This window comes from Massilia atriviolacea (genome assembly GCF_003953935.1).
GTDB lineage: Bacteria > Pseudomonadota > Gammaproteobacteria > Burkholderiales > Burkholderiaceae_D > Telluria_A > Telluria_A atriviolacea.
In genome coordinates, this window is sequence record NZ_RXLQ01000004.1 from 366,721 (window position 1) to 392,650 (window position 25,930).

A 25,930-nucleotide genomic window follows, 5' to 3' on the forward strand; every position below is an offset into this window, starting at 1 on the left:
GAGCAGCCATGTCCACGCAACGCAGCAATCCCATTCCCAGCCTCCCCCTCGCGCCGGATCACGATTCCCATGCCAACGCCGCTATCCTCCCCGCGCCATCGCGCAGGCTGTCGACGCTCAAGGCCGGGGCGGGCGCGCTGATCGTGGTCGAACAGCGGCGCGACTGGATCGGCGATGGGGGCGGCCACACTGTCGTCACGGCGGCCGATTTCCTGCACGGCGGCGATACGCAGCGCGCCAGCGGCACCGTGATCAACCTGTGCCGCGGCTATAAATACCTGTCGGTCGGCTACTATTGCTCGCTGCTGGCCGAGGCGCGCGGGCAGGCGGTGCTGCCGTCGGTAAAAACCATCAACGATTTATCGCGCAAGGCCATCTACGGTCTCGATACAAGCGAACTGAACTACGCACTGAACGCCTTGCTGGAGCAATCGGGCGAGCGGCCGATGCCGGTCGAATTTTCGATGGATATCCGCTTCGGCACGACCGACTACACGCCGCTGGCGGCGCTGGCGCGGCAGATCTTCGAGACCTTTCCGGCGCCGCTGATGCGGATCGAGTTCGCGCGCGGCGATCACTGGCGCATCGACGCCATCAAGCTGCACAACGTGAGCAGCCTGGGCGAGAGCCAGCTGGGCGCGGCGGCGGCGGCCCTGCGCGCGATGGGATGCGCGCCGCTGCCGGCCCGGACCGGCGTCAAGCCGTACCGTTATCACATCGCGATCCTGCACGATCCCGAGGAGGCGCTGGCGCCCAGCAATGCCGGTGCGCTGGCCTGTTTCGTCGATGCCGGACGGCGGATCGGCGTAGATGTGTCGCTGATCGGCAAACGGGACTTGTCGCGCCTGCCTGAATTCGACGCGCTGCTGATCCGCGAAACCACAGCCATCAACCACCACACCTATCTGTTCGCGAAAAAGGCGCAAAGCGAAGGCATGGTCGTGATCGACGATCCGGTCTCGATCCTGCGCTGTACCAACAAGGTGTATCTGGCCGACCTGATGCGCATGAACGGCGTGCCGACGCCACGCACCTTTACCCTGCAACGCGCCGACATTGCCGACATCGGCGCCATCGAGGCGGCCATCGGCTATCCGATGGTGATGAAAATTCCTGACGGCGCGTTTTCGCGCGGGGTGAGCAAAGTGGCCGATGCGGCCCAGTTCCAGCAGACGGCGCACGCTTTGCTGGCGCAGTCGGCGCTGATCCTGGTTCAGGAATACATGTACACCGAGTTCGATTGGCGTATTGGCGTGCTGAACCGTAAGGCCATTTTCGCGAGCAAGTACTTCATGTCCAAGGGACACTGGCAGATCGCCCGGCGCGACGCCGGCGGCAATGCCGAATTCGGCCCGACACGCGGGGTGCCGCTGGCGGATGTACCGCCGGAGCTGCTGCGCCACGCAGTGGCGGCAGCGAGCCTGATCGGCGACGGTCTGTATGGCGTGGATATGAAGATGAGCGAACGCGGGCCGGTGCTGATCGAGGTGAACGACAATCCCAACATCGATGCCGGCAATGAGGATGCGGCGCTGGGGGACGCCTTGTACCGGACGGTGCTCGGCGAGATGGTGCGGCGGCTCGACGAAGCGCATGGGGTAGGTGCCGGGCACGGAGGTGCGCTGTTGTCGAGGTGATGTCGACGTGCCGCATTTGCACGGAATACGGATGCGACGATACCTGTCGGCCCTCACCGGCAAGGCATCGACGCGCCTGGGCGCCAGCTGCGCGGGACTTTCTCAATTAAAACATTTCCTAGAATAACATCCTCCAGTATCCTCTTGCCACAGAGAACAATCTATGATCGAGGATGTCATGGCGGCACAATTGGACACATTGACCTGCACCGGATGCGGCGCGCAGCTGCGCTACGCGGCGGGCCTGCAAGCCTTGCAATGCGAATACTGCGAGACGGTCATGGAGATTGCGCGGGTGTCGCCGCTGGCGGCGGCGACGGCGGCGCAACTGCTGATTCCGATGACGATCGAAGAGAACGCGCTCGCCTGCGCCGTGCTGCAGCATCTGGCTGCCAACGATGAGGTCCCGGACGACATGGTCGAACGCGCCGTGCTGACCGTCGAGCGGTTCTACATGCCCTGCTTTTCCTTCAAGGGTTCCTTCAACGCCACCTGGACCGCCAGCTTCGGCTACAAGCGGACCGAAACCTATACCGCCCATGTGGACCGGCGCGTGGATGGCAGGACGCAAAGGGTGGCGCTCACCCGGAATCGCACCGTGGTCGACTGGCGCCCGGTCAACGGCCACGACGCCGGCAACTTCAACGTCGTCGGCTACGGCGGCAGCGGCCTGGCGCCATCGGTCCTGCCCTTGCTTGCCCGTTTGCGCAAGCTGCCGCAGGCGACGCCGTTCGACGTCGGCTTTGTCAGCGGCGTGGACACCCAGCCCTACACACTGGACCCGAAGGAGGCCTATGCGCTGCACACCGAGGCGCAGGTCGGCAAGCTGGTCGAGGCGAGCGTCATGCGCCACGCGCAGGGCGACCAGCAGCGCGACTGGCACTGGAACGCCAGCTCGCGCTGGGACGCCTCGGCCGTGTATGTGCCGGTCGGCCACGTCATGATCGGGTACGAGGGCCGGCAATACCATGCCTGGGCCGACGGCACCGATGCGGCCAATCTGGTGACGGACGCGCTGCCGGCCAACAAGGGCAAGGAAAACCACATCTTTCGCGGCCTCATGCTGCCGCTTGCCGCAACGTCGGCGCTGATGATCGCAGGCTGGGCGTCCAGCAGCTTCTTTCACGCATTGACGTGGGAACGCGTGGCCATGGTCGGCGCGGCCTGGATCCTGTGGGGCTGGCGCGAAGTGCGGCGCGCCATGCGCGCCAAGCGGTCGCGCCAGGCCGCCCTGGCAAGGCGCGCGCTGCGCTATGCCCAGCCCGCGACCACGCCAGCCCCGGCTGCCTCGACTGAACCGGCGGCCCCGGCTGGCGCCACGGACTGGTTTTCGGTCGCGCTGTCCACGGTGTCGTCGGTGATCGTATGCGCCTTGATCTACAAGCTGGCCACGGGTCCTGCCGCGCCTGCGCCCGAAGCGGCGGGCGCCACAGCGGCCGCCGCCGCCGCCGCCGCCGCAGCCCCGCTCGTGCCGCCAGCGCCGCCGCTGTCCCCGATCATGGCCGCGGCCGAAGCCCAGGACTGGGCGGCCGTGCGGACCATGACGGCAAAGACGGCGCCACGGGCGCCGGTATCGAAGGCCGACAAGGCTGCCTCGGCGGCGGCCTTCTCGCGCGGCACGAAAGCCCTGGCCAACAAGAACCATGCGGCTGCCATCACCGCGTTCGAGGCCGCGCTCGAGGCCAACGGCGCCAACATGGATGCGCGCGGCAAGCTCGGTGCCGCCCTCATCCGCGCGGGCCAGCATGCGCGTGCGCGCCAGGTGCTCGGCGAACTGGTCGCCGCTGCGCCCGGCCACGTCGAGGGCTGGAGAAACCTGGCCGAGGCGGCCGCGCTGGCCGGCCATCCTGCCGAGGCCGATGCCAGCCTGCGCATGCTGCTGCACCTGAGCAAGGACCGCAAGCGCAGCACGGAGGCGCTGAGAAAGCGCGCCGCCGCGGGCGCGCCGGACAGGTTCAGCGAGGCCATCGCCAGGGTCGTCAAGCCGGCTGCCAAACAGGCCGGCAAATAATCCGCCGGCTGGGCCCGCGGCATCGTTTTACCCTGGCGAAAATCGACGCTGCGCCAGCCCCATCGCCCCGTCCGGCAAGCTGCTTTTTCTGTTGCGCATGTACGGCGCATGGGAGGGCACACGCCCGCCGATGCCGTTGCCGACTGAAAATCCGATGTTGCGATGCGCAGGGCGCTTGACGACGCAAGACTCAACCGAGCGACAGGTCATCGAGGATCGGGCAATCCGGCCGCTCGTCCCCATGGCAGGCCGTGGCCAGTTTTTCCAGGGTGCGCTTCATGGCCTGCATCTCGCCGATCTTGCGCTCCAGCTCGGCGATGTGCTGCCTGGCCATGGCCCGCACATCCTTGCTGGCGCGCCGCTTGTCCTGCCACAAGGCCAGCAGGGTCTTGATCTGCTCCAGCGAAAACCCCAGCTCGCGGCTGCGGTGAATGAACTGCAGCACCTGCACATCCTGCGGTCCGTACACGCGGTAGCCGGCGTCGGTGCGCTGCGCCTCGCCGATCAGCCCGATCGATTCGTAGTGCCGGATCATCTTGGCCGACACGCCCGAGGCCTTGGCCGTGTCGCCGATATTCATCGTCGTCATGCTTTCCCTCCCGCCGCCCAGCGCTTGAGCAGCAAGGCATTGCTGACCACCGACACGCTCGAAAACGCCATCGCCGCCCCCGCAATCATCGGATTGAGCAAGCCGAAGGCGGCCAGCGGCACGCCGATCGCATTGAACACGAAGGCCCAGAACAGGTTCTGGCGGATCTTGCCGTAGGTGCGACGCGAAATGTCGATGGCGTCGACCAGCAGGCGCGGGTCGCCCCGCATCAGGGTCACGCCGGCCGTGTGCATCGCCACGTCGGTGCCGCTGCCCATGGCCACGCCGATATCGGCCGCCGCCAGGGCCGGCGCGTCGTTGATGCCGTCGCCCACCATCGCCACCCGCCCGCCCCTGGCGCGCAGGGCCGCGATGATCTCGGCCTTGCCCTCGGGCAGCACCTGCGCATGCACCTCGTCGATGCCGAGCTGGTCCGCGATGTGGCGCGCGCTGCCGGGATTGTCGCCGCTCAGCATCACGGTGCGGATGCCGGCCGCGTGCAGGCGCTCGACCGCCTCGCGGCTCTCGGGCTTGAGCGCGTCGCCGAAGGCGAGCATGCCGAGCAGGCGCGATCCCTCGGCCAGCCACGAGACCGTCTCGCCGGCCGCTTCGCGCGCCTGCCCCTGCGCGCCCAGCGCGGCGAGGTCGACGCCATGCTGGCGCATCAGGGCCGCATTGCCCAGCACCAGCTCGCGGCCATCGACCGTGGCGGCCACGCCCAGGCCGGCCAGCGCGCGCGTGCCCGGTGCCGGCGCCGGCTTGATGCCGGCCGCGCGCGCCGCCTCGCCCACGGCGCGCGCCAGCGGATGCTCGCTGCCCTGCTGCACGGCGGCCGCCAGCGCCAGCAGGGCGTGCTCCTCGCCCCGGGCCGCCACGCAGGCGGTCAGGCGCGGCTTGCCGGCGGTCAGGGTGCCGGTCTTGTCGAACGCAACCACGGTGACGCCGTGCAGGAGTTCGAGCGCTTCGGCGTCCTTGATCAGGATGCCGTACCGGGCGGCCACGCCGGTGCCGGCCATGATCGCCGTCGGCGTCGCCAGACCCAAGGCGCAGGGGCAGGCGATGACCAGCACCGCCACCGCGTTGAGCAGCGCCGCGCTCCAGTCGCCGTTGGCCAGCCACCAGCCGCAGAAGGTCAGCAGCGCGATGACCACGATGGCCGGCACGAACACGGCGCTGACCTTGTCCACCAGGCGCTGGATCGGCGCCTTGGCGGCCTGCGCGTCCTCGACCGCGCGGATGATGCGTGCCAGCACGGTTTCGGCGCCGATGGCGCTGGCGCGGGCCAGCAGCAGGCCTTCGCCGTTGACCGCCCCGCCGATCACGCGCGCGCCCACGCCCTTGCTCACGGGCAGGCTTTCGCCGGTGAGCATCGATTCGTCGGCATGGCTGGCGCCCTCGATGACCTCGCCATCCATGGGAATGCGCTCGCCGGGGCGAATGACGACCTCGTCGCCGACCTTGAGTTTGCTGATCGGAATGTCGCTCTCCACGCCGTTGCGGCGCACGCGCGCCGTTTCCGGACGCAGGGACTGCAGGGCGCGGATCGCTTCGGTGGTCTGGCGCTTGGCGCGCGTTTCCAGCCATTTGCCCAGGCGCACCAGGGTGATCACCACGGCGGCGGCCTCGAAGTACAGGTGGGCGCCATGATGCTGGGGCTGGCCCAGCCACTGGTACAGGCTCAGGCCGTACGCGGCCGAGGTGCCGAGCGCGACCAGCAAGTCCATATTGCCGCTGCGGGCCAGCAGCGCTTTCCAGGCCGAACGGTAAAAGCGCGCGCCGATCCAGAACTGCACGGGCGTGGCCAGCAGCCACTGCACCCAGGCCGGCAGCATCGCGTCGATGCCGGCCGCCGCCAGCAGCATGGGCGCAACCAGGGGAATGGTAAGGGCGGCGGCGATGGCGATTTCCAGCGCTTCGGACAAGCCGCGCGGCGTGGCGGGCGGCGCCGCTGTCTCGGCCGGGACGCTGGCGCTGTAGCCGGCGCGCTCGACGGCGGCGATCAACTGGGCCGGATCGAGCGAGGCGCCGGTCACCAGCGCCTTCTCGGTGGCCAGGTTGACGGTCGCGCCCTGCACGCCGGGGATGGCGCGCAAGGCTTTTTCGACCCGTCCGGCGCACGAGGCGCAGGTCATGCCGCCCACCTCGAGCGAGGTTTCGAGGGCGTCCTTCATTGTCGTGGTAGTCATTGCCAGCTCCTTTACATCCGTATGCCGCCATGATTAAGCTTCCCATTATAGTAAGGTCAAGCGAAAAAAACGCTTGACCTTCCCACTGTGGGAACGTCGAGAATGGCCCTTGTTATCTTCACCAACAGGAGTGTTGCCATGATCAAGCTGCGTATTCCCGAGATGAGCTGCGGCCATTGTGCCGGCATCATCAACAAGACCCTCAAGGAACTCGACCGCGATGCCGTCATCCAGATCGACGTACCGGCCCGCACCGTCGAGCTGGACACGGCGGCGGCCCAGGACGAGGTGCTGGCCAGCCTGGCCGAGGCCGGCTATCCCGCCAGCGTCGCTTGACGCGCCCGGCGCGCGCCCGATTTTCCATGTGCTAGACTTCGCCCATGAAGTGCTTCCGAACATTGCTGGTATGGCTGATGCTGCTTGCGATCCCCTTGCAGGGCTTCGCCGCGGCATCGTCGGCGCTGTGCGGCGCGGCCGCCGCGCCGGCCGCCAGCCATGCCGCCGCCAGCATGGACCAGGGCCACTGCGCTACGCCAGACCAGCCCGCTCCGGACACCCCCTACAAATGTAGTCACTGCGCCTTCTGCTGCGTGGGCATGACCATTGCCCCGGCCTTTGCCGCGCCGGCCGCCGCGCATCCGCTCGCATCCGAACCGATCGCCTACGCCGCCATGCACGTGACAGCCCATATCCCGGGCGGCCTGGAACGCCCCCCACACTCCCCGATCGCCTGAATGCCCCTGGTCCGTCCACGGACCCGCGTCTTTTAACCAACACGATTGAGGTTGTCATGCATTCCCTTCGCCTGATATGGCCCCTGCTCGCCTGCGCCGGGCCGGCGCTGGCGCAAACGCCGCCCGCGGCGCCCGCCTACGACTCGGCCTTTGCCGGTTACCGCACCTACCGGGAGCCGCAAGCGGCCTCCTGGAAGGACACCAACGAACAACTGCTCAAGCGCCCCGGCCACATGGGGCACATGGGGCACGCCATGGGAGCCGCCAAGCCTGCCGGCACGCCCAAGGCCGACGATCCCCATGCCGGCCACGACATGGGCAAGATGAACCAGAACCCCGCGCCGGCAAAAGAGAAGGCCGATCCGCACCACGGCCAGCACAAGGAATGACGATGCGACGATTCTCTACTCCGCTGCGCCGCATCGCGCTCGCCAGCCTGTGCGCCACCGCCGCCGGCTGCGCCTCCTTCGCGCCGGACGGCGGCTACGCCGAGGTGCGCCAGCTCGCCCAGCAACGCACCGGCGATACGATTCCCGCCACCGCACCGGGCGCCGGCAGCGCCGACCGGCAGCTCCGGACACTGCTGGCCAGGCCCCTGTCGGCCGAGGATGCGGTCACCATCGCCCTGCTCAATAACCGTGGCCTGCAAGCCGGCTACGCGGAACTCGGCATCGCCGAAGCGGACCTGGTGCAGGCCGGCCGCCTCGCCAATCCGGTGCTCAGTTTCGGCCGCATGAAAAGCCACGAGGGCATCGAGATCGAGCGCAAGCTGATGCTGCCCGTGATCGGCCTGCTGACGATGCCGGTCGCCACCCGCCTCGAACGGCGCCGCTACGAACAGGCGCAGCTGCGCGCCGCCGGCGCGGTGCTGCGCACCGCCGACGCCACCCGGCGCGCCTGGTACGGCGCGGTCGCGGCGCGGCAAAGCGCGCTGTACATGGAACAGGTGAAGAACGCGGCGGAAGCGAGCGCCGAACTGGCGCGCCGCATGGCCCTGGCCGGCAACTGGAGCAAATTGCAGCACGCGCGCGAACAAGCCTTCTACGCCGATTCGGTGGCCCAGCTGGCCCGTGCGCGCCAGGCCCGCACCGTCGAAACCGAAAAACTCACGCGCCTGCTGGGCCTTTCCGGCCCGGACGCGTTTACCCTGCCCGAACGCCTGCCCGACCTGCCGCCCGCCCCGCGCGACGCCGCCGGCGTCGAAACGCAAGCCATGAACAACCGGCTCGACCTGCTGATGGCGCAAAAGGAGCTGGCCGGCCTGGCTTCCTCGCTCGGCCTGACGCGCACTACCCGCTTCGTCAACCTGCTCGACCTGAGCTACCTGCGCAACACCGGCGAGACCGGCGAGCGCGCCACCGGCTACGAGATCGAACTGCAGATCCCCCTGTTCGACTGGGGCGGCGCCAGGGTCGCCAAGGCGGAGGCGATGTACATGCAGGCCGTGCACCGCGCCGCCGGGCTGGCCGTCGACGCGCGCTCGCAGGTACGCGAAAACTACGCCGGCTACCGCACCGCCTACGACCTGGCGCGCCACTACCGCGACGAGGTGGTGCCGCTCAAGAAACGCATCGCCGACGAACAGCTGCTGCGCTACAACGGCATGCTGATCAGCGTGTTCGAACTGCTGGCCGACGCGCGCGAGCAGGTGGTCAGCGTCAACGCCGCCATCGAAGCGCAGCGCGACTACTGGATCGCCGACGCCGCCCTGCAGGCGGCACTGACCGGCAGCGGCGACGCCGCGCCAGCCACGCCCCGCGCCGCCGGCGCAGCGCCAGGCGCCGCCCCGGCCCAACACTGAAAGGAACTGCAGCATGGTCTCACGTAGAAATTTCTTCACCGGCGCGGGCGCGCTCGCCGTCAGCTCGGCGCTGGTCTCGCGCGCCGGCGCCGCCTCGCTGCCGGAAGCGGTCATCATGGACAAGGCGGCGACCCAGCCGCCCCTGAACCCGCCCAACGGCCGCCCGTACAACCCGGTGGTCACCCTCAACGGCTGGACTTTGCCATGGCGGATGAAGGACGGCGTCAAGGAATTCCACCTCGTGGCCGAGCCGGTGGTGCGCGAAATCGCGCCCGGCATGAAGGCCAACCTGTGGGGTTACAACGGCCAGTCGCCGGGACCGACCATCGAAGTGGTGGAAGGCGACAGGGTGCGCATTTTCGTCACCAACAAGCTGCCCGAGCACACCAGCGTTCACTGGCACGGCCAGCGCCTGCCGAACGGCATGGACGGCGTGACCGGCCTGACCCAGCCCGGCATCGACCCGGGCAAGACCTTCGTCTACGAATTCGTGGCCAAGCGTCCCGGCACCTTCATGTACCACCCGCACGCCGACGAAATGACGCAGATGGCGATGGGGATGATGGGCTTCTGGATCACCCATCCCAAGGACCACAACTTCATGCGGGTCGACCGCGACTTCTGCTTTCTGCTCAACGCCTACGACATCGATCCGGGCAGCTACACGCCCAAGGTCAACACGATGCTCGACTTTAACCTGTGGACCTTCAACAGCCGCGCCTTTCCCGGCATCGACCCGATGGTGATCGCGCACAACGACAAGGTGCGCATCCGGGTCGGCAACCTGACCATGACCAACCACCCGATCCACATGCACGGCCACGAGTTCACGGTCACCGGCACCGATGGCGGCTGGACCCCGCCGGCCTCGCGCTGGCCGGAAGTGACGACCGATATCGCGGTCGGCCAGATGCGGGCGATCGAATTCGTCGCCAGCGAACCGGGCGACTGGGCCTTCCACTGCCACAAATCGCACCACACCATGAACGCCATGGGCCACGACGTGCCGACCCTGATCGGGGTCGACCAGCGCGAAGTGCTCGGAAAGATCAACAAGCTGGTGCCGGGCTACATGGTCATGGGCGACAAGGGCATGGCCGACATGGGCGAGATGGAGATGCCGCTGCCGGACAACACGCTGCCGATGATGACCGGCTACGGCCCGTTCGGCGGCATCGGCATGGGCGGCATGTTCACCACCATGAAGGTGCGCAAAGGGCTGGCGCGCGGCGACTACAAGGACCCCGGCTGGTACAAGCATCCGCCCGGGACCGTGGCGTACGAGTGGAAGGAAGGCGGCATCGCCAGGCCGGAAGCGGCGCGCGCGCCGGACGCCGACAGGATGGCGGCAAAACCGGGCGAGAAGGTGCTGCAAGTGACCAAACCGGGCAAAAATCATGCACACTGACGCTTTTTTCGATCATTGAAAGAAGCCGATGCGCCAATTCGTTCTGCTTGCCGTCCTCGGACTGGCATCGCTCCAGGCCTGGGCGGCGACGCCCGCCGAGACGCTGGCGGCCTATCACGCCGCCCTGCACGCGGGCGACGAGGCGCGCGCGATGAAGCTGCTCAGTCCCGAAGCCGTCATCTACGAGGCCGGCCATGTGGAGCGTTCGCGCAGCGAGTATGCGGACCACCACCTGGCCAACGACATCGCCTTCGCCAGGGCGACCACGCGCCGCGTGGTGCGCCATAAGGAGCGCCTGGAGGGCAATCTGGCGATCCTGCTCGACGAGGTCGAAACCAGAGGCGCCTTCAAGGGCAAGACCATCAATGCGGTAAGCACCGAAACCGCCATCCTCGAGAAAAAGGGCGACGGCTGGGTGGTGCTGCATTTTCACTGGTCGTCGCGCAAGGCGAAGTAGTCCAGCGCGCGCCACATGTGGACCTTGGCCAGGTAGCGCTCGCCGAGCGCGATGGCGCAGGGCTCGACCCCGAACGTGGCAAAGCCGAGCCGCTCGTACAGGCTGCGGGCTGGCGCATTGCCTTCGGTGACCGAAAGCTGGATGATCTTGGCATGCGCACGGGCGCCGGCGTAGTCCAGCGCGGCGTTCAACAGTTGCGCGCCCAGGCCCATGCGGCGGCAGCGCGGCGTGATGTACATGCCGAACAGGGTGACCTTGTGGCGCCCTTTTTCGCGCGCTTCGAACGACAGTCCGGCGGTGCCGACCAGCGCGCCGCCGGCATCGAAGGCGCCGAGCACCACTTCGTTCGATTCCGGATCGGGATCGAGGCGCGCTTCCCACCATGACGCAGGGTTTGCCTCGCGTTCCTGCGCGCTGGACGTGTAGGCGTCCGGATGCAGGGCCAGCGCTTCGAGCGTGATGGCGCGGTATGCCGGGGCGTGCGTGGGGTTCAGGCGTTCGATCTTCATGCCCCCATCTTAACCAGAAACCGGGCCCGCAGGCCCGGATTCATGCGCGAAACGCCGTCTCCGGCATGCCCTGCACGCCAGGGCGCACCAGCAGCAGCGCGCCCGACTCGGTATCCTCGGGCAGCCTGCCGGCCGCGATCGAGGTGACCAGCAGGGTATCCATGTCCGGACCGCCGAAGCTGCACATCGAGGGTTTAAGCAGCGGCAGGTCGATGCTGCGATCGAGCTTGCCCTCGGGTGTGAAGCGCAGCAGGCAGCCGCCGTCGTTCCCGCAGATCCAGTAGCAGCCGTCGACATCGACCGCCGCGCCGTCGGGACGGCCGCGCTGCCCGTTCATGTCGACGAACACGCGCTGCCTGGTCGGCGTGCCGCTGTCGGTGTCGTAGTCGAAGGCCCAGATCGTCTGGCGCGAGACGTGCGAGTCGGACAGGTACATGGTGCGCCCGTCAGGCGAAAAACCCAGGCCGTTCTGCACCACCAGGTTCGACACCAGCGGCGCCGAAAATCCCTGCTCGCGCGTGTAGCGGTACAGGGCGCCCTCGGCGCGCAGTTCGGGCTGGTCGAGGACCAGCGTGCCGCTCCAGAAGCGCCCCTGGCGGTCGCAGCGGCCGTCATTGAAGCGCATGCCGGTCTTCAGGCCGGGGAGCGCGGCCAGCAGCGAGGCCTGCGCATGCTCCCCGGCGTCCAGCGTGAGCGCGAACACGCCGCTTTCCATCGCGGCGACCAGGCCGCCGCTCTCGGCGAGCGCGAGGCAGGCCGGCATTTCGGCAGTCGACCAGATGCGCTGCTCGCCGCTGGCGGCATCGAGGCGCCAGACGCGCCGGCCCAGGATATCGACCCAGTACCAGGCGCCCTCGCGCGCGCTCCACAGCGGGCTTTCGCCCACCGCGCAGTGAACGCCCGGTATTTTTTCGATGCTCGCTTGCGTGCCCATGGTGTCCTTACAGATCGGTGATTTCGCGGTAGCGCGGCACCAGTGTTTTCATCATCGCCCATGCCGCCAGGTAGGCCAGCGCGCAGATCGAGAACATGATCATGTAGCCGGTGCTGATCTGCCCCATGCCGCCATAATAATCGAACAGCCAGCCACCGAGCTTGGTCAGCAGGACGCCGCCCATGCCGCCGGCCATGCCGCCGATGCCCACCACCGAACCGACGCTATGTTTCGGGAACATGTCGGAGACGGTGGTGAAGATGTTGGCCGACCAGGCCTGGTGCGCGGAGGCGCCGATGCCGATCAGGAGCACCGGCACCCAGAAGCTGATGTAGCCGAACGGCTGCGCCAGCAGCACCACCAGCGGAATGAAGGCGATGCACAGCATCGCTTTCATGCGGCCGTCGTAGGGGTTGTCGCCCCGGTTGATGAAGTAGGTCGGGAACCAGCCGCCGCCGATACTGCCGACCATGGTCATGCTGTACAGGACCGCGAGCGGCACGACGATGTCGGTGCCTTTCAGGCCATAGGTCGCGGCCAGGTACTTGGGCAGCCAGAAAAGGAAGAACCACCAGACGCCGTCGGTCATGAACTTGCCGAGCGCGAAAGCCCAGGTCTGGCGGTAGCCGAGCAGCTTGAACCAGGAGGTCTTGGGCTTGACCACACCGGGAACCGGCTCGGGAACCACGGCGCAATCGCTGTTGATGTAATCGAGTTCCGCCCGGCCCATGCGCTTCTGCTCGGCCGGGACATCGTAGAACACCATCCACAGCGCCATCCACACGAAGCCGATGGCGCCGATGATGATGAAGGCCATCTGCCAGCCCCACGCGGCGGCGATCACCGGTACCGTCAGCGGCGCCAGGATGGCGCCGACATTGGCGCCGGAGTTGAAAATACCGGTGGCAAACGAGCGTTCCTTCTTGGGGAAGTATTCGGCGGTGGCCTTGATCGCGGCGGGGAAGTTACCCGCTTCGCCCAGCGCCAGCACCGCGCGCGACATCATGAAGCCGGCGATCGACACCGGCACCGCCGTCATGCCGAAGGCGGTCAGGACGCCGTTGATGCCCTCGCCCACGCCGATGGCAAAGGCGTGCATGATCGCGCCGAGCGACCAGACGGTAATGGCCAGCACGAAGGCGCGCTTGGTACCGAGTTTGTCGATCACGCGGCCGGCGAACAGCATCGAGAACGCGTACACGAACTGGAAGGCCGCCGTGATGTTGGCGTAATCGGTATTCGACCAGCCGAATTCCTTGGACAGGTCGGTGGCTAACAGGCTCAGGACCTGACGGTCCAGATAATTGATGGTGGTGGCGAAAAACAGGAGGGCGCAAATGGTCCACCGGTACTTGCCTATGACTTGCTGGTTCATCGGTCGCTTCTTCTTTATGGTTGTTTTCAGAAACAGCGCGCTGCCGCCAGGCGTCTCCACACCTTGCGTCGACGGCAGCGCGACCAGCCTTACTTCGCTTGTTGCATGCCTCCGTCGACGAGGCGGGTCAGGCCCAGGGGATTATGGTCGGCGAGTGCCTCGGGAAGCAAGTCCGCCGGCACATTCTGGTAGCACACCGGGCGCAGGAAGCGGTCGATGGCGGACGCGCCGACCGAGGTGCTGCGGCTGTCCGAGGTGGCCGGGAACGGGCCGCCGTGGACCATCGCATGCGCCACTTCGACACCGGTCGGATAGCCGTTGAAGAGGATGCGGCCGGCCTTGCGTTCCAGGACCGGCAGCAGCGCTGCGGCATGGGCGCGGTCGGCGGCCAGCGCGTGCACGGTGGCGGTCAGCTGGCCTTCGAGGTGTTCGGCGACCTGCTGCATCTGCTGCGCATCGCGGCAGCGCACCAGCAAGGCGCACGGACCGAAGATTTCGGATTCGAGCGCGGGAGTGGCCAGGTAGGTGGCCGCGTCGCACACGTACAGCGAGGCTTGCGCCGCGCAGCCGGCGCCATCGTCCTTGCCCTTGGCGACCAGGGTCACGCCGGAGATGGCGGAGAGCTGCTCGACGCCGCCCAGGTAGGCCTGGTGGATGCCCGGGGTGAGCATGGTGCCGGCGCCCTTGGCTTGCAGCGCGCTTGCCGCCGCCTCGACGAACTGGTCGAAGTGCTCGCCCTTCAGGCCCATGACCAGGCCCGGGTTGGTGCAGAACTGGCCGACGCCCAGGGTCAGCGAATCGACGAAGCCTTGCGCCACGGCGGCGCGGTCGCTTGACAAGGCCGCCGGCAGCAGGAATACCGGATTGATGCTGCTCATTTCGGCGTACACGGGAATCGGTTCCGGACGCAGGGCCGCGGTGCGCATCAGCGCCAGGCCGCCCTGGCGCGAGCCGGTGAAGCCGACCGCCTTGATGGCCGGATGGTCGACCAGGCGCTGGCCGATCTGGCGGCCTTCGCCGAACAGCATCGAGAACACGCCTTGCGGCAGCTGGCAGTCGGCCACCGCCTGTTGAATGACCTTGCCCACCAGTTCCGAGGTGCCGAGGTGGGCGCCGTGCGCCTTGACCACGACCGGGCAGCCGGCGGCCAGCGCCGAGGCGGTGTCGCCGCCGCCGACCGAGAAGGCCAGCGGGAAGTTACTGGCGCCGAACACGGCGACCGGTCCCAGGGGGATCTTGCGCAGGCGCAGATCGGGACGCGGCGGCACCCGTTCCGGCAGGGCCGAATCGATGGTGGCGTCGATGAAGTAACCGTCGCGCGCGACCTTGGCGAACAGGCGCAGTTGATTGACGGTGCGGCCACGCTCCCCTTCCAGGCGCGCGGTCGGCAGGCCGGTCTCCAACGCGGCGCGTTCGATCAGCGTCGGGCCGAGCTTGAGGATGCCTTCGGCGATGGTCTCCAGGAAGACCGCGCGCTGCTCCAGCGTGGTGTTGCGGTAGGCGTCGAAGGCGCTTTGCGCCAGGGCGCAGGCGGCATCGACATCGGCATCGGTGGCCAGGCCGAAGTCCGGGCCGATGGTGTCGTTGCGGGACGGGTCGATCGCGCGCACCACGCCGGCGGTGCCGACAAAGGTGCGCTGGCCGATGACCATTTCTCCGTTGATGTTCATATGCGCTTCCTCGATCCGGATTATTGGGCGCCCTGGGCGGTGATCAGCTTGAGCAGCATCGCGTCTTCTTCGGCCGTCATGTCGGTCAATGGCGCGCGGACCGGACCGGCCGAGTGGCCGACCAGGCGTGCGCCGGCCTTGACGATGCTCACTGCGTAGCCGGCCTTGCGGTTGCGGATCTCGAGGTAAGGCAGGAAGAACTGGTCGAGCAGGCGGTTGGTGGTCGCGTGGTCTTCGGCGGCGACCGCGTGGTAGAAGTCCATCGCCATTTTCGGCATGAAGTTGAACACGGCCGAGGAGTACACCGGCGTGCCCAGCGCCTTGTAGGCCGCTGCGTAGACTTCGGCGGTCGGCAGGCCGCCCAGGTAGCTGAAGCGGTCGCCCATGCGGCGCCAGATCTGCACCATCAGTTCGATGTCGCCGATGCCGTCCTTGAAGCCGATCAGGTTAGGGCAGCGCGCGGCCAGCTTTTCGAGCGAGTCGGCGCTCAGGCGGCACTGGCCGCGGTTGTAGACGACGACGCCGAACTTGACGGAAGCGCAGACCGCTTCGACGTGGGCGATCAGGCCATCCTGGCTCGCTTCGGTCAGGTAGTGCGGCAGCAGCAGGATGCCGTGGGCGCCAAGGCGCTCGGCTTCCTGGGCCAGGGCGATCGCGGTGCGGGTCGGGCCGCCGGCGCCGGCCAGGATCGGCACCTTGCCACGGCAGGTCTCGACCGCGGTGCGGATCACGTCCGCATATTCGGTCGGGGTCAGGGAGAAGAACTCACCGGTGCCGCCGGCCGCGAACAGGGCGCTGGCGCCGTACGGAGCCAGCCATTCGAGGCGCTCGGCGTACGTACGCGCATTGAAATTGCCCTGCTCGTCGAAGTCGGTCAGCGGGAAGGACAGCAGGCCGGACGACAGGATGTGTTTGAGTTCTTGCGGATTCATGGGGTCTCCAGAGAGGTAGGCGGGTTGTTTGGCGCTAGTGATACGTCATCGTACAACCAGTCTTCGACATAAGCAAGCACAACGTTAAAGCCGTCGGCGCAGCCCGCGCAGGCGGACATCGGGGAGGAGCTAGGGGAGGAGCAAGGGGGGATTGGCGGGAGCGCTGGCGCTGCGCCCCCGTATGCGGGATCGGTCGGCGGGCCTGTCAGGCCCCGTTCGACTCCAGCTGCTGCTGGGCCTGGCGCAGGCGTTCGCGGCTGTTGCTGAGGTGGGTGCGCATGGCGGCGCGCGCCGCTTCCGGATCCTTGCGCAGGATCGCGTTGAAGATGTCTTCGTGCTCGCGGTTGACGCGCTCCAGGTAGGCGGCCGGATCGTCGTGCCCCAGCTGCGGCATGTTGACGCGCGCGCGCGGGATGATGGTGGTGCCCAGCTGGCTCAGGATGTCGACGAAATAGCGGTTGCCGGTGGCTTGCGCGATCAACAGGTGGAACTGCACATCGGCGTCGACGGCGGGGCTTCCGCGCGCCACGCTGCGCTGCATGGCGCCCAGCACCTTGGCCAGTTCGGCCACCTGGGCTTCGCTGCGGCGCGCGGCCGCCAGCCAGGCCGCTTCGGCCTCCATGCTGATGCGCAGCTCCAGCATCGCCAGCACGTCCATCACGGTGACGATGCTCTCGGCGTTGATCGCCAGGCCGGCGTTGCTGCGTTCGATGACGAAGGTGCCGATGCCGTGCCGGGTCTGGGCCCAGCCGGCCGCCTGCAGGTGCGAGATGGCTTCGCGCACCACGGTGCGGCTCACGCCATGCTGCTCCATGATGGCCGATTCGGTCGGCAGCTTGTCGCCGGGCTTGAGGACGCCCTGCTGGATGCTGCCCGTGATGTGCTCGACCACGCCTTGGGCAAGGGTGCGGTGTTTCTTGCGGGGTGGCGGCATCGCCTGGGCAGTGTTGAGAGATGTCATGCTCATATTATACAACCCGAATAGTTGTACGACATCTTATGATTTGATGGGGTGTATACTGAGGCGATGTATGACTTACCGACAGAAATGAGATGGCATGAATTGCCGTGACAATTGCGGCGCCTGCTGCACCGCCCCTTCCATCACTAGTCCGATTCCCGGGATGCCCAATGGCAAAGCGGCGGGCGAACGCTGCATCCAGCTTGGCGCGGACAAGCGCTGCCTGATTTTCGGCAAGCCGGAACGGCCGGCCTTCTGCGGCGGCCTGCAGCCGTCGCTGGAGATGTGCGGCAGCAGCCGCGAACACGCGATCCAGTGGCTGGGCGAGCTGGAGCGCGCGACCGCGCCGGCTTGCAACGCCTGATATTCAATCGCCTGCTCAAGGTATCGCGGGACTCGCATCCTTTACCGACACTGTCCACCCTTCCTGCGCCAACCCGATCCTGAGCCGCCAGCCACCGGGATAGCCGGCGATGACAATCTCGACCTCCGCGCTTTTTGCTGCGTGGGTCGACTCGCCGATGAAGAGCGCATCGATGTCGCATCGTGTACTGGCGCTGATCGTGTCGTCGACGTCGAAAAACGCTCCCTCAAAAGGTGCTTTGTACACGATCTGGCTTGCAGTCCATTCAATTCTCTTGACGCGTGTGAATCGCAACTCGCTATTCATGTCGTTTAGTTTGGGTGGCGCCGTGCCGTCATGCCATTCACTGCGTTGACGGCGCAGGGGAATGACTAAACTCTGCTTCTCATGCGTGATATCGCCCAGCGTAAAACTCGCGTCCTTGACTAGGCTGTAAACAAAATGAATGTCGTGCTGAAAATTCGAATCGCTCCGCACTTTGTAATGAATACCCGCCGGGCAGTCTTTGAACGTGTCAAAAAACAGTCTGTTGAAATCCGGTTGTTTCATCGGCACCGTTGCTCCCTTGCTTGATAACGGAAAATAGCGCAAGCCTAACATGGTGAGATGACGGGACTCCAGGCGCGATCAAGCACCGCTGTTCCACTCGTCATGCATATCGACCTCTGGGGGGATTTCTCGGCTTACGCTTGAACGCCATCGCATCCCGTCTGGCAATGGCAATGGCATTGTTATATTCCTGATCCAATAACAGATGCTGGCCTTTAGGGAGGAACCATCCCTCCACACAAGCAGGATCGGGTAAGTGCTTTTGCCGCCTCCTGTCGCGACAGCGCATACGGTTCAGGCTGTACGGACTTCGTTACCACCGACGGAATTCGGACAGGTAACGGCGCGTTCCCAGGGGCAGCGACATTTTTTATCTTCGGTTTCAGCGCTTTCATCATGCATTCCCGGACACCACGATCGATGCGGCAAAATCAAAAACCCTTGCCAACATATGCAGGGGAGCCTATTCCTGCAGTTAGACCTGGTCAATAGCAGCTGGTTCAAACAATATTCAACTTTTTGATTTGATGGTGGACGGCGCATTCACACCTATCGTATCCCTGTTTAGTAAATCCCATGAAACTCCACCCCGTTTCCGGGAATCGTTTGACCCTCCATTTTTCCGAATGCAATACTCGATTCAGTCGATTCGTCCATACACGCAATGCTGCATCGCTTGCCGCAGTTGGCGCGTCGCCACGGTGCTGCACATCAGCGCAAAGCGGGCTCCGCAAGCCGCGCGCATATTCCAAACGGAAATCAGGAGACAAGATGCGATTCACAACGACACGGACTCTCATGAGCCTGGCGGTCGCCAGCGCGTTCGGCTGTGCGGTCCTGCCGGGCCACGCGCAAACCGCCGGCAGCGCCAGCGATCCCGCGCCCCCCGCCAACAACGACCCGAACCAGATCCAGGAAGTCAAGGTCACCGCCACCCGCCATTCCACCTCGCTGCTGCGCACCCCGCTGGCGGTCACCGCCCTGAGCCAGGACCAGCTCACGCGCAAGGGCGCCACCAGCCTGCGGGACCTGGCCGGCGACATCCCCAACGTCGTCATCCAGAACACCGGCCTCGATTCGGCGGTGCAGATCACCATCCGCGGCATCACCTCGACCAACTTCACCGAAACGGGCGACCCCGCCGTGGGCTTTCACGTCGACGGCCTGTACTCGCCGCGTCCGCAGGGGGCGCAGGCGCTGATGTTCGACATCGACCAGCTCGAAGTGCTGCGCGGCCCGCAAGGCACCCTGTTCGGCCGCAATTCGACCGGCGGCAGCGTCAACGTCATCTCGGCCAAGCCTGACTTCAGCGGCAACTACGGCAAGGCCAATCTCGAACTGGGCAACTACAACAGACAGCAGGCCAACATCGTCCAGAACCTCGTCGTCAACGACATGCTGGCCCTGCGCGCCACCTACATGACAGTGCGGCGCGACGGCTACGCCAACCAGCTGCGCGACCTGAGCGAAGCGAACGCGCCGGCCTACGGCTGGATCCCGGATGGCATTCCCGATGTCGACCAGCGCTTCAACCGCAAGGTGGGCAAGAAGGACTTCTATACCAACCAGGACCAGTGGGCCGCGCGCGTGGCCGCCGCGCTCAAGATCAACAAGGACCTCACCGCGCGCCTGGCGTACGAACAATTCCAGGACTCGGGCGCCGGCTGGTCGAATTTTCGCGACTGCGACGCGGGCGCCGGCACGCGCTACGCCTGTAGCGGCGGCAAATGGGACATCAACGTCAACGTGCCGGGCATGACGGACCTGAACATCCGCACCGTGCGCGCCGGCGTGAACTGGAGCCTGAGCGACACGGCAAGCGTCGACTACAGCTTCCAGGTCGCCGACCAGCGCCGCAAGGAGACCACCGACGACGACAAGGGCATGCAGCACCCCGCCCCGTTCCAGATCAACGGCAGATACCCGAATATGGCGGGCGGCGACTGGGGCACCTGGCCGCTGACCGACGTCTTCCACCGCACCATGGATTCGCGCTACCTCTCCACCGTGCACGAAGCGCAGCTCAAGCAAACGCTCGGCCCCGTGCAGTACGTGGCGGGCCTGTTCTGGATGCACGAGCGTAACCGCATCGACTACGAAATGACCAACGTGATCCAGAAGCCCTACGGCGATCCGGGCAGCGTGCTGTATCACCAGCCGAACCGCCAGGTTGATGCCAAGGCCGCCTTCGCGCAGGCCGACTGGAAGTTCATGCCCGGCTGGACCGGCACCCTCGGCGCGCGCTTTTCGTCCGACAGCAAGGAAGACAAGGGCGGCGAAGTGTATGGCCGCAACTGGATCGGCGACACCGCCTATTACCGCGGCTGGTACAACCGCGGCATCCCCGGCACGCCGGGCTTCCGGGTCCACAACGGCACCGACCTGTCGACCGACATGGGCGCCGGCGGCGGTCTTGGCGCCTACGCCGGCTACGCGGCGCCGACCTCCAACGACCACAAGGAAACCTGGAAGAAGACCACCTGGCGCGCCGGCCTGCAAAAGCAGATCAACCCCAACCAGATGGCCTACGCCTCGGTGTCGACCGGCTACAAGGCGGGCGGCTTCGCCGACAAGACCGACTCCTGCAATTACCGCCTGTGCGCCGACGGCAAACCGGGCGTCGAGACCTTTTTGCCGTACGATGCGGAGACCGTCACCAACTATGAACTGGGCTACAAGGGCAAGTTCCTCGACAACCGCCTGAACCTGTCGGCCACCGCCTTCTTCATGAAGTACAAGGGCATGCAGCTGACCGGCACCTACTTCATCAACCAGATCATTCCGGAAAACGGCCTGCCCTGCCCCGCCGACCAGCCCAAGTGCGATGTGTACGACGCCTGGCGCACGATCAACGTCGGCAAGGTCGATATTCCCGGCCTGGAGATCGAAGCCGACTGGCGGCCATGGCGCGGCGCGCGCATCGGCGGCGGCTTCGCCTACATCGACACCGAGGTGCACGACTTCAGGGAGTTCAGCGACGAGTACCAGTGCGGTGAGGTGCGCGCGGAACTGGGCATCGAACCCTGCCCGGCCATCTACAACGGTCCCGACAAGGCGCTGATCGGCCGCCGGCTGTACAACATCGACGGCAACCACCTGCCCAACACGCCCAGGTTCCAAGTCAACCTGAGTTTCTCGCAGGAGTTCGAACTGGCAAACGGCTACCGCCTCACGCCCTACCTCAAGGTGAACTGGCGCGACAAGGCCTACTTCGACTTGCGCAATTCCGAGTTCGCGCATATCGGCCGCTATCAGAAGGCCTATGCGATGGGCGACGCCTCGGTGCGGCTCGATGCGCCCAACGACAAGTGGCATGCCGAAGCGTTTGTGCGCAATGTCGCCGACAGCCACGCCAAGACCAGCGGCGACTCGGTGTTCGGCGGCTTCATGCAGGCCAGCTTCGTCGAACCGCGCATGTTCGGCGTGCGCGTGGGGATGAATTATTGATCCGCTTATTCCCAGCCGGTGACGGCGCGCAGTTGCGGCAGCAGTTCGCGCGCCATGGCCGCGTGCTGCGCTTTGGTCGGGTGGGCATCGGTAGCGTCGCCCGGATGGTGCTGCGATGCGGCGGCATGCACGCGCGCGCTGCCGACACGGCCGATGGTGGCGGCGATGTAGCGGCGCAAGGCCGCCTTGCGTGCGCCATCGAGCATGGCGCCCTCGGTCAGCACGATCTGCGCGCGCGGATGATTGCGCAGCAAGGTGCGCACCAGTGCCGCGTAGGCGTTGACGTAAGCCGCACGGGCGGGAATGCTTGTACCGAAATCGTTGGTGCCGATCGCGCTGACGATCAGGTCCGGATCGTAGGCCGCGTGGTCCCAGCGCACCGCCTGGCCGTCGGTGGCGATGGCCAGTTCGTAGAAATCGGGGAGGTTCTTTTCGTCGGTGCGGCCGTTCCAGCTGCGTACCAGCCCGCGCCCGCCATGGCAGACCAGGTGGACCTGCGCACCGAGCGCCTGCGCCGCCAGCATGCCGTAGGACGCGCGCGGGTTCCACCACGACGAATCGTTGTCAGCGCCGCGAACCCGGTCGACGGCTTCGCCGCAGGTGACCGAGTCGCCCAGAACGAGCATTTTGCGCCGTGGCAGCGCCGGCGCGGCAAGCAGTGCGCCATCGGTGGCGAAGCGGGCCAGGGTGACGACGCCTTGCCAGCTTTCGGTCCGGTGCAGGATCTCGACCCGGTGCACGCCCGGCTCGGGCTCGTCCACCAGATTGATTGTGCGCGATGCCGGCGACAAGCGGATCGTGCGCGGCGCGCCACCGTCGACGGACACGTCCAGATAACTGCGCTCGCCGCTCGCCGCCGCATCGACCGCCAGCGCCCTGCCCTCGAACGTCAGCGACAACTGCACGCCGGGATAGGCGAAGCGCAGGCTGCCATCGGCCTGCGCCACGGTCCTGCCCATGCGCGCGATACGCGCGTCGCTCGCAGGCACGGGCGGCTCGGCGCCGGCGGCGCCACAGGCCAGCATCAGCAGCAACGCGATGCGACGCATGGGGCCCTACTTCATCAGCTTTTTCAGGTCGGGCAGCATCGCCTCGGCCCAGATGCCGTAACCCTTCCGGGTCAGGTGCAGATGGTCGCCCATGATGTCGGTGCCGATGCTGCCGTCGGGCCGCACGAAGGAGGCGCCGTAATCGCGGAATACCACGTTGCGGCCGTCGTCCAGGGTCGCGACCATCCTGTTCAGCGCGACCACGTTCCGGCGCCGTTCGCTCTGCGCCAGCTCACCCGTCGGCAGCACGGCATTGAGCAGGATGCGCGCCGCCGGGTACTGTTTGCGCAGCGCGGCGACCACCGCCTTGATGCCCGCGAAAACCTGTTCCGGCTTCTCGTCGCACAGACCGAAGTTGTTCACGCCGATCAGCAGCACGATCGCCTTGGGCGAGAGCCTGGCCATGCGCTTGTCCTGCAGGCGCCACAGCACATTGCCGGTATTGTCGCCGCCGATGCCGAAGTTGCCGGCCTGGTAGGCGGCAAAGTTGGCCTCCCAGATGTCGCGCGGCCAGCCTTCGGTGATCGAGTCGCCGAGGAACATCAGCGCCACATCGCCCTTGTCGGCCATGGCCAGCTGTTCTTCGTGCATGCGCGTCCAGCGTTCGATCGTCATCCACGGGTATTCCTGGGTACGCGGCTTGACGTTGACGGCGCACGACTGCGCGCCATCGGCGGCGCCGGCGTGCGCAACATGGCAGGCCAGGACGCCGGCCAGCAGGATGGGAAGAAGTCGCAGGTTCATGGTCGGTCACTTCACTTTCAGGTGCAGCATCGCCACGCTGTGCGAGGCGATGGTGAGGTCGAGGTTCTTGCCGGTGTCGCCCGTCTGGCCGGTCCAGGCGTCGGTCCAGCGGTAGGCGGTCTTGGCGACATCGAGTTCGCGCTTGCTCAGGTCATCGCCGATCTTGTGCTTTTTCCAGTCTACCTTGTAGTCGATGGAGCCGGCGCCCCGGTTCAGGATCATCAGCGCCCACTCGTTGCCGGCCAGCGGCTTGGCCCACAGCTCCAGCGTGCCTTCGGACAGGAACTTCCAGGCCTGTACGCCCAGTTTATCCTGGTTGATCGCGATGACGGCCTTGTTGGTCAGGATCTTGCGGGTCGCCTCCGGCATCGAGCGCAGGTCGTTGCCGGAGATGAGGGGCGAGGCCATCATGGCCCAGATCGAGAAGTGCGCGCGGTCTTCGTCTTCGCTCATGCCCATGCCGACTTCCAGCATGTCCATGTCGTTCCAGTGCCCGGGACCGGCGTGCTTGCGCAGGCCGGCCTGCTTGTCGAAGATGCGCAGCACGCCGAAGGCGGACCAGGAGCCGTGACTGATCTCGCAGTCCCAGCACGGATAAATGTCGCCCGTGGTGCGCCACGAATGGCCGACGTCAGGGCCCCACTCCCACGGCTTGTTGTCGCCCCATTCGCACATGCTGAACAACATCGGCCGTCCGGCGCTGCGGATGGCGTCGCGCATGGTGGCGTAGGCGGCGGCCGCGTTCAGGCCCTTGGTGTCGCACCAGTCGTACTTGACGTAGTCGATGCCCCAGGCGGCGTAGGTGAGGGCATCCTGGTATTCGTGACCGCGGCTGCCCGGACGGCCGCCGCAGGTGGTGGCGCCGGCGTCGGAATAGATGCCCAGCTTGAGCCCTTTGGCATGCACGTAGTCGGCCAGCGCCTTCATCCCGGACGGGAAGCGCTCGGGATCGGGCTCGATGTTGCCGTTCCTGTCACGCTTGCCGTGCCAGCAGTCGTCGATGTTGACGTACTCGTAGCCGGCGTCCTTCATCCCGATCCGGACCATGGCGTCGGCCGTCTCGCGGATCAGTTTTTCATCGATATTGCAGCCGAACTTGTTCCAGCTGTTCCAGCCCATCTGGGGCGTGGCCGCCAGGTTCTCGAACTTCTGCGCGGCGGCGTTCGCGCCAAGCAGGAGCCCCGCCGGGATCAACAGCGTTTTGATGAGGTTCATGGTGGTCCTCTCGGCAGGCTTACTTCTGGAGTGAACGCAGCTTGCCCGCGTGGCCCTTGATCAGCGCCAGCGAGCTGGCATCGGTGTCGAACACCGAATACAGGCCCTGCTCCTCCTGCGGCGGATCGCCCATGAAGTCGTTCCCCTGCTTCCACCAGTAGTCGGCATTGGCGGCGCGGCCGGCGCCGCCCCAGGCCCAGAAGTTCCAGCCCGCGACCGGGTCGCCGGCGGCGGCGCGGCGGCCGATCAGCTCGAAAATCTCGCCATAGAAGCGGTCGCGGATTTTGGTGCCGGCCTTGATGTCGAAGGAAGCGCCATCGCGATCCAGGCCGAATTCCTCCAGCACGATGGGTTTGCCCAGGGTCTTGGCCATGTCGATGTGCGAGTTCAGGTAGTCGCGGCTCTTGGCGATCGCCCCGTCCCAGCTCTGCACCGGCTTTCTGGAATCGAACCAGCCCCAGTTCTTCGGCCACAGGTGGTAGGTCAGGTAGTCGATATGCTTCGTCGAGTGCGACGCCATGAACAGCCTGGCGTCCTGCGCCGACCCGGCCAGGCCCTCGCTGCCGCTGCTGACCAGGTGGTTCTTGTCGAGTTCATGGATGTATTTCGCGGTCTCGGCGATCCAGGTGGTGTAGATCGCCTTTTCCTTGGCGCTCGCCTTGCCGTTGCCCGGACGCGGCTCGTTCGCCAGCTGCCACGACATGATCGCCGGATCGTCGCGGTACGGCTTGCCGTTGATGGTGTTGACCCGGTGGACGATCTTCCTGATCGTGTCGCGGTACTCCTTCTGCGCGTCCTTGTTGGCGTAGAAGCGCGCCGTCTTGGCCATGTAGTCGTCGTAATCCTTGGTCACGTTGGGGTCGAGCGCCGGCGTGCCTTCGAACCAGTTCAGGTACTGCGTCATCCCGCCCGACCACTGCCAGAAGTTGTTCAGGTAAAGCACCACCGTCATGTCGCGCTTGCCCAGTTCATCGACCAGGAAGTCCAGGCCGGCCAGCAGGTCCTCGTCGTACTTGCCGGGCGCGTTGGTGGTGGCCGGGCGCACCGCGCTCGTCATGTCGGTTTTTTCGGAGACGGCCAGCACCCGCACATTGTTGATGCCGATCGCCTTCATGGTGTCGAGCTCCTTGCGCAGGCGCGCGCGCTCGCCCACGCCGGACGGCGAACCCAGATAACCGCCGTACCAGAAATTGGCGCCGGCGATGTAGTACGTCTTGCCCTTGCGCGCGAAGTGCGTCTTCTTCACCGTCACGAATTCGCTCTTGTCCGCCGCGCTCAGCGGCGCCGCCGCCGACGCCGCACCGCTCACGAGGCCTGCCATTGCCAATGCCGCCACCACCTGGTTCATCTTGATCATC

At 66.3% G+C, this 25,930-nt stretch carries 23 protein-coding genes; 10 read left to right on the forward strand and 13 right to left on the reverse strand.

What is annotated here, in order from left to right; genetic code table 11:
- Positions 1-8 precede the first annotated feature (8 nt).
- Together EJB06_RS09655 and EJB06_RS09660 are read left to right on the forward strand one after the other, a co-directional pair.
- Positions 9-1,637: a RimK family ATP-grasp domain-containing protein gene (locus tag EJB06_RS09655; RefSeq protein WP_126073788.1), complete on the forward strand. Its 1,629-nt coding sequence runs from the start codon at positions 9-11 to the stop codon at positions 1,635-1,637.
- A 178-nt stretch (positions 1,638-1,815) separates the two neighbouring features.
- Complete coding sequence (locus tag EJB06_RS09660) at positions 1,816-3,648, forward strand: TFIIB-type zinc ribbon-containing protein (protein ID WP_126073789.1); 1,833 nt, start codon at positions 1,816-1,818, stop codon at positions 3,646-3,648.
- Between the two features lie 190 nt (positions 3,649-3,838).
- On the opposite strand, the gene cueR is transcribed toward EJB06_RS09660, so the two are convergent.
- Both cueR and EJB06_RS09670 read right to left on the reverse strand, forming a co-directional pair.
- A complete protein-coding gene (gene cueR, locus EJB06_RS09665; protein ID WP_126073976.1) occupies positions 3,839-4,228 on the reverse strand; it encodes a Cu(I)-responsive transcriptional regulator in 390 nt (129 codons plus the stop codon).
- Between the two features lie 5 nt (positions 4,229-4,233).
- On the reverse strand, positions 4,234-6,423 hold the full coding sequence (locus EJB06_RS09670) for a heavy metal translocating P-type ATPase (protein ID WP_126073790.1): 2,190 nt from the start codon (positions 6,421-6,423) through the stop codon (positions 4,234-4,236).
- A gap of 138 nt (positions 6,424-6,561) precedes the next feature.
- On the opposite strand from EJB06_RS09670, the gene EJB06_RS09675 reads away from it, so the two are divergent.
- From EJB06_RS09675 to EJB06_RS09700, 6 genes are all read left to right on the forward strand, one after another.
- Positions 6,562-6,759: a heavy-metal-associated domain-containing protein gene (locus tag EJB06_RS09675; protein WP_126073791.1), complete on the forward strand. Its 198-nt coding sequence runs from the start codon at positions 6,562-6,564 to the stop codon at positions 6,757-6,759.
- Positions 6,760-6,836: 77 nt separating this feature from the next.
- Positions 6,837-7,157: a hypothetical protein gene (locus tag EJB06_RS09680; RefSeq protein ID WP_126073792.1), complete on the forward strand. Its 321-nt coding sequence runs from the start codon at positions 6,837-6,839 to the stop codon at positions 7,155-7,157.
- 56 nt (positions 7,158-7,213) lie between these two features.
- Positions 7,214-7,546, forward strand: a complete 333-nt coding sequence (locus EJB06_RS09685; RefSeq protein ID WP_126073793.1) for a hypothetical protein — start codon at positions 7,214-7,216, stop codon at positions 7,544-7,546.
- A gap of 2 nt (positions 7,547-7,548) precedes the next feature.
- Positions 7,549-8,958: a TolC family protein gene (locus tag EJB06_RS09690; protein ID WP_126073794.1), complete on the forward strand. Its 1,410-nt coding sequence runs from the start codon at positions 7,549-7,551 to the stop codon at positions 8,956-8,958.
- A 13-nt stretch (positions 8,959-8,971) separates the two neighbouring features.
- Entirely contained in the window at positions 8,972-10,366 is a 1,395-nt protein-coding gene (locus tag EJB06_RS09695) for a multicopper oxidase family protein (RefSeq protein WP_126073795.1), read from the forward strand.
- A 28-nt stretch (positions 10,367-10,394) separates the two neighbouring features.
- Positions 10,395-10,823: a nuclear transport factor 2 family protein gene (locus tag EJB06_RS09700; RefSeq protein ID WP_126073796.1), complete on the forward strand. Its 429-nt coding sequence runs from the start codon at positions 10,395-10,397 to the stop codon at positions 10,821-10,823.
- Here the strand turns inward: EJB06_RS09700 and EJB06_RS09705 are convergent.
- From EJB06_RS09705 to EJB06_RS09730, 6 genes are all read right to left on the reverse strand, one after another.
- Positions 10,796-11,332: a GNAT family N-acetyltransferase gene (locus EJB06_RS09705; protein ID WP_126073797.1), complete on the reverse strand. Its 537-nt coding sequence runs from the start codon at positions 11,330-11,332 to the stop codon at positions 10,796-10,798. The genes EJB06_RS09700 and EJB06_RS09705 overlap by 28 nt on opposite strands.
- Before the next feature lie 40 nt (positions 11,333-11,372).
- Complete coding sequence (locus EJB06_RS09710) at positions 11,373-12,266, reverse strand: SMP-30/gluconolactonase/LRE family protein (RefSeq protein ID WP_198420799.1); 894 nt, start codon at positions 12,264-12,266, stop codon at positions 11,373-11,375.
- A gap of 7 nt (positions 12,267-12,273) precedes the next feature.
- Positions 12,274-13,641, reverse strand: a complete 1,368-nt coding sequence (locus EJB06_RS09715; protein WP_126073798.1) for an MFS transporter — start codon at positions 13,639-13,641, stop codon at positions 12,274-12,276.
- Positions 13,642-13,730: 89 nt separating this feature from the next.
- Positions 13,731-15,311: an aldehyde dehydrogenase (NADP(+)) gene (locus EJB06_RS09720; protein WP_126073799.1), complete on the reverse strand. Its 1,581-nt coding sequence runs from the start codon at positions 15,309-15,311 to the stop codon at positions 13,731-13,733.
- Positions 15,312-15,331: 20 nt separating this feature from the next.
- Complete coding sequence (gene kdgD, locus EJB06_RS09725) at positions 15,332-16,243, reverse strand: 5-dehydro-4-deoxyglucarate dehydratase (protein WP_126073800.1); 912 nt, start codon at positions 16,241-16,243, stop codon at positions 15,332-15,334.
- Between the two features lie 205 nt (positions 16,244-16,448).
- Positions 16,449-17,204 carry a FadR/GntR family transcriptional regulator gene (locus EJB06_RS09730; RefSeq protein WP_229426999.1) on the reverse strand — a complete coding sequence of 252 codons (756 nt, stop codon included), beginning with the start codon at positions 17,202-17,204 and terminating at the stop codon, positions 16,449-16,451.
- Between the two features lie 97 nt (positions 17,205-17,301).
- On the opposite strand from EJB06_RS09730, the gene EJB06_RS31820 reads away from it, so the two are divergent.
- Positions 17,302-17,568, forward strand: coding sequence for a YkgJ family cysteine cluster protein (locus tag EJB06_RS31820; RefSeq protein ID WP_164557882.1), 267 nt, complete (start codon positions 17,302-17,304; stop codon positions 17,566-17,568).
- Between the two features lie 15 nt (positions 17,569-17,583).
- Here EJB06_RS31820 and EJB06_RS09740 read toward each other — a convergent pair whose 3' ends face one another.
- Positions 17,584-18,123: a hypothetical protein gene (locus tag EJB06_RS09740; protein WP_126073802.1), complete on the reverse strand. Its 540-nt coding sequence runs from the start codon at positions 18,121-18,123 to the stop codon at positions 17,584-17,586.
- Between the two features lie 792 nt (positions 18,124-18,915).
- Here EJB06_RS09740 and EJB06_RS09745 point away from each other — a divergent pair.
- Positions 18,916-21,564 (forward strand): TonB-dependent receptor, encoded by a 2,649-nt coding sequence (locus EJB06_RS09745; RefSeq protein WP_229427000.1) that lies wholly within the window; start codon positions 18,916-18,918, stop codon positions 21,562-21,564.
- Between the two features lie 5 nt (positions 21,565-21,569).
- Here EJB06_RS09745 and axe2C read toward each other — a convergent pair whose 3' ends face one another.
- The 4 genes from axe2C to EJB06_RS09765 are packed head-to-tail and all read right to left on the reverse strand — an operon-like array spanning position 21,570 to position 25,929.
- The gene (axe2C, locus tag EJB06_RS09750; RefSeq protein ID WP_126073804.1) at positions 21,570-22,613 is read right to left on the reverse strand and encodes a bifunctional acetylxylan esterase/glucomannan deacetylase AxeC2; all 1,044 of its coding nucleotides are present in this window, start codon (positions 22,611-22,613) and stop codon (positions 21,570-21,572) included.
- Positions 22,614-22,619: 6 nt separating this feature from the next.
- Positions 22,620-23,357: a GDSL-type esterase/lipase family protein gene (locus EJB06_RS09755; RefSeq protein ID WP_126073805.1), complete on the reverse strand. Its 738-nt coding sequence runs from the start codon at positions 23,355-23,357 to the stop codon at positions 22,620-22,622.
- A gap of 6 nt (positions 23,358-23,363) precedes the next feature.
- Positions 23,364-24,572, reverse strand: a complete 1,209-nt coding sequence (locus tag EJB06_RS09760) for a glycoside hydrolase family 27 protein (RefSeq protein WP_164557883.1) — start codon at positions 24,570-24,572, stop codon at positions 23,364-23,366.
- A 19-nt stretch (positions 24,573-24,591) separates the two neighbouring features.
- The gene (locus EJB06_RS09765) at positions 24,592-25,929 is read right to left on the reverse strand and encodes a glycoside hydrolase 5 family protein (RefSeq protein ID WP_126073806.1); all 1,338 of its coding nucleotides are present in this window, start codon (positions 25,927-25,929) and stop codon (positions 24,592-24,594) included.
- Between the last annotated feature and the right edge of the window lies 1 nt (position 25,930).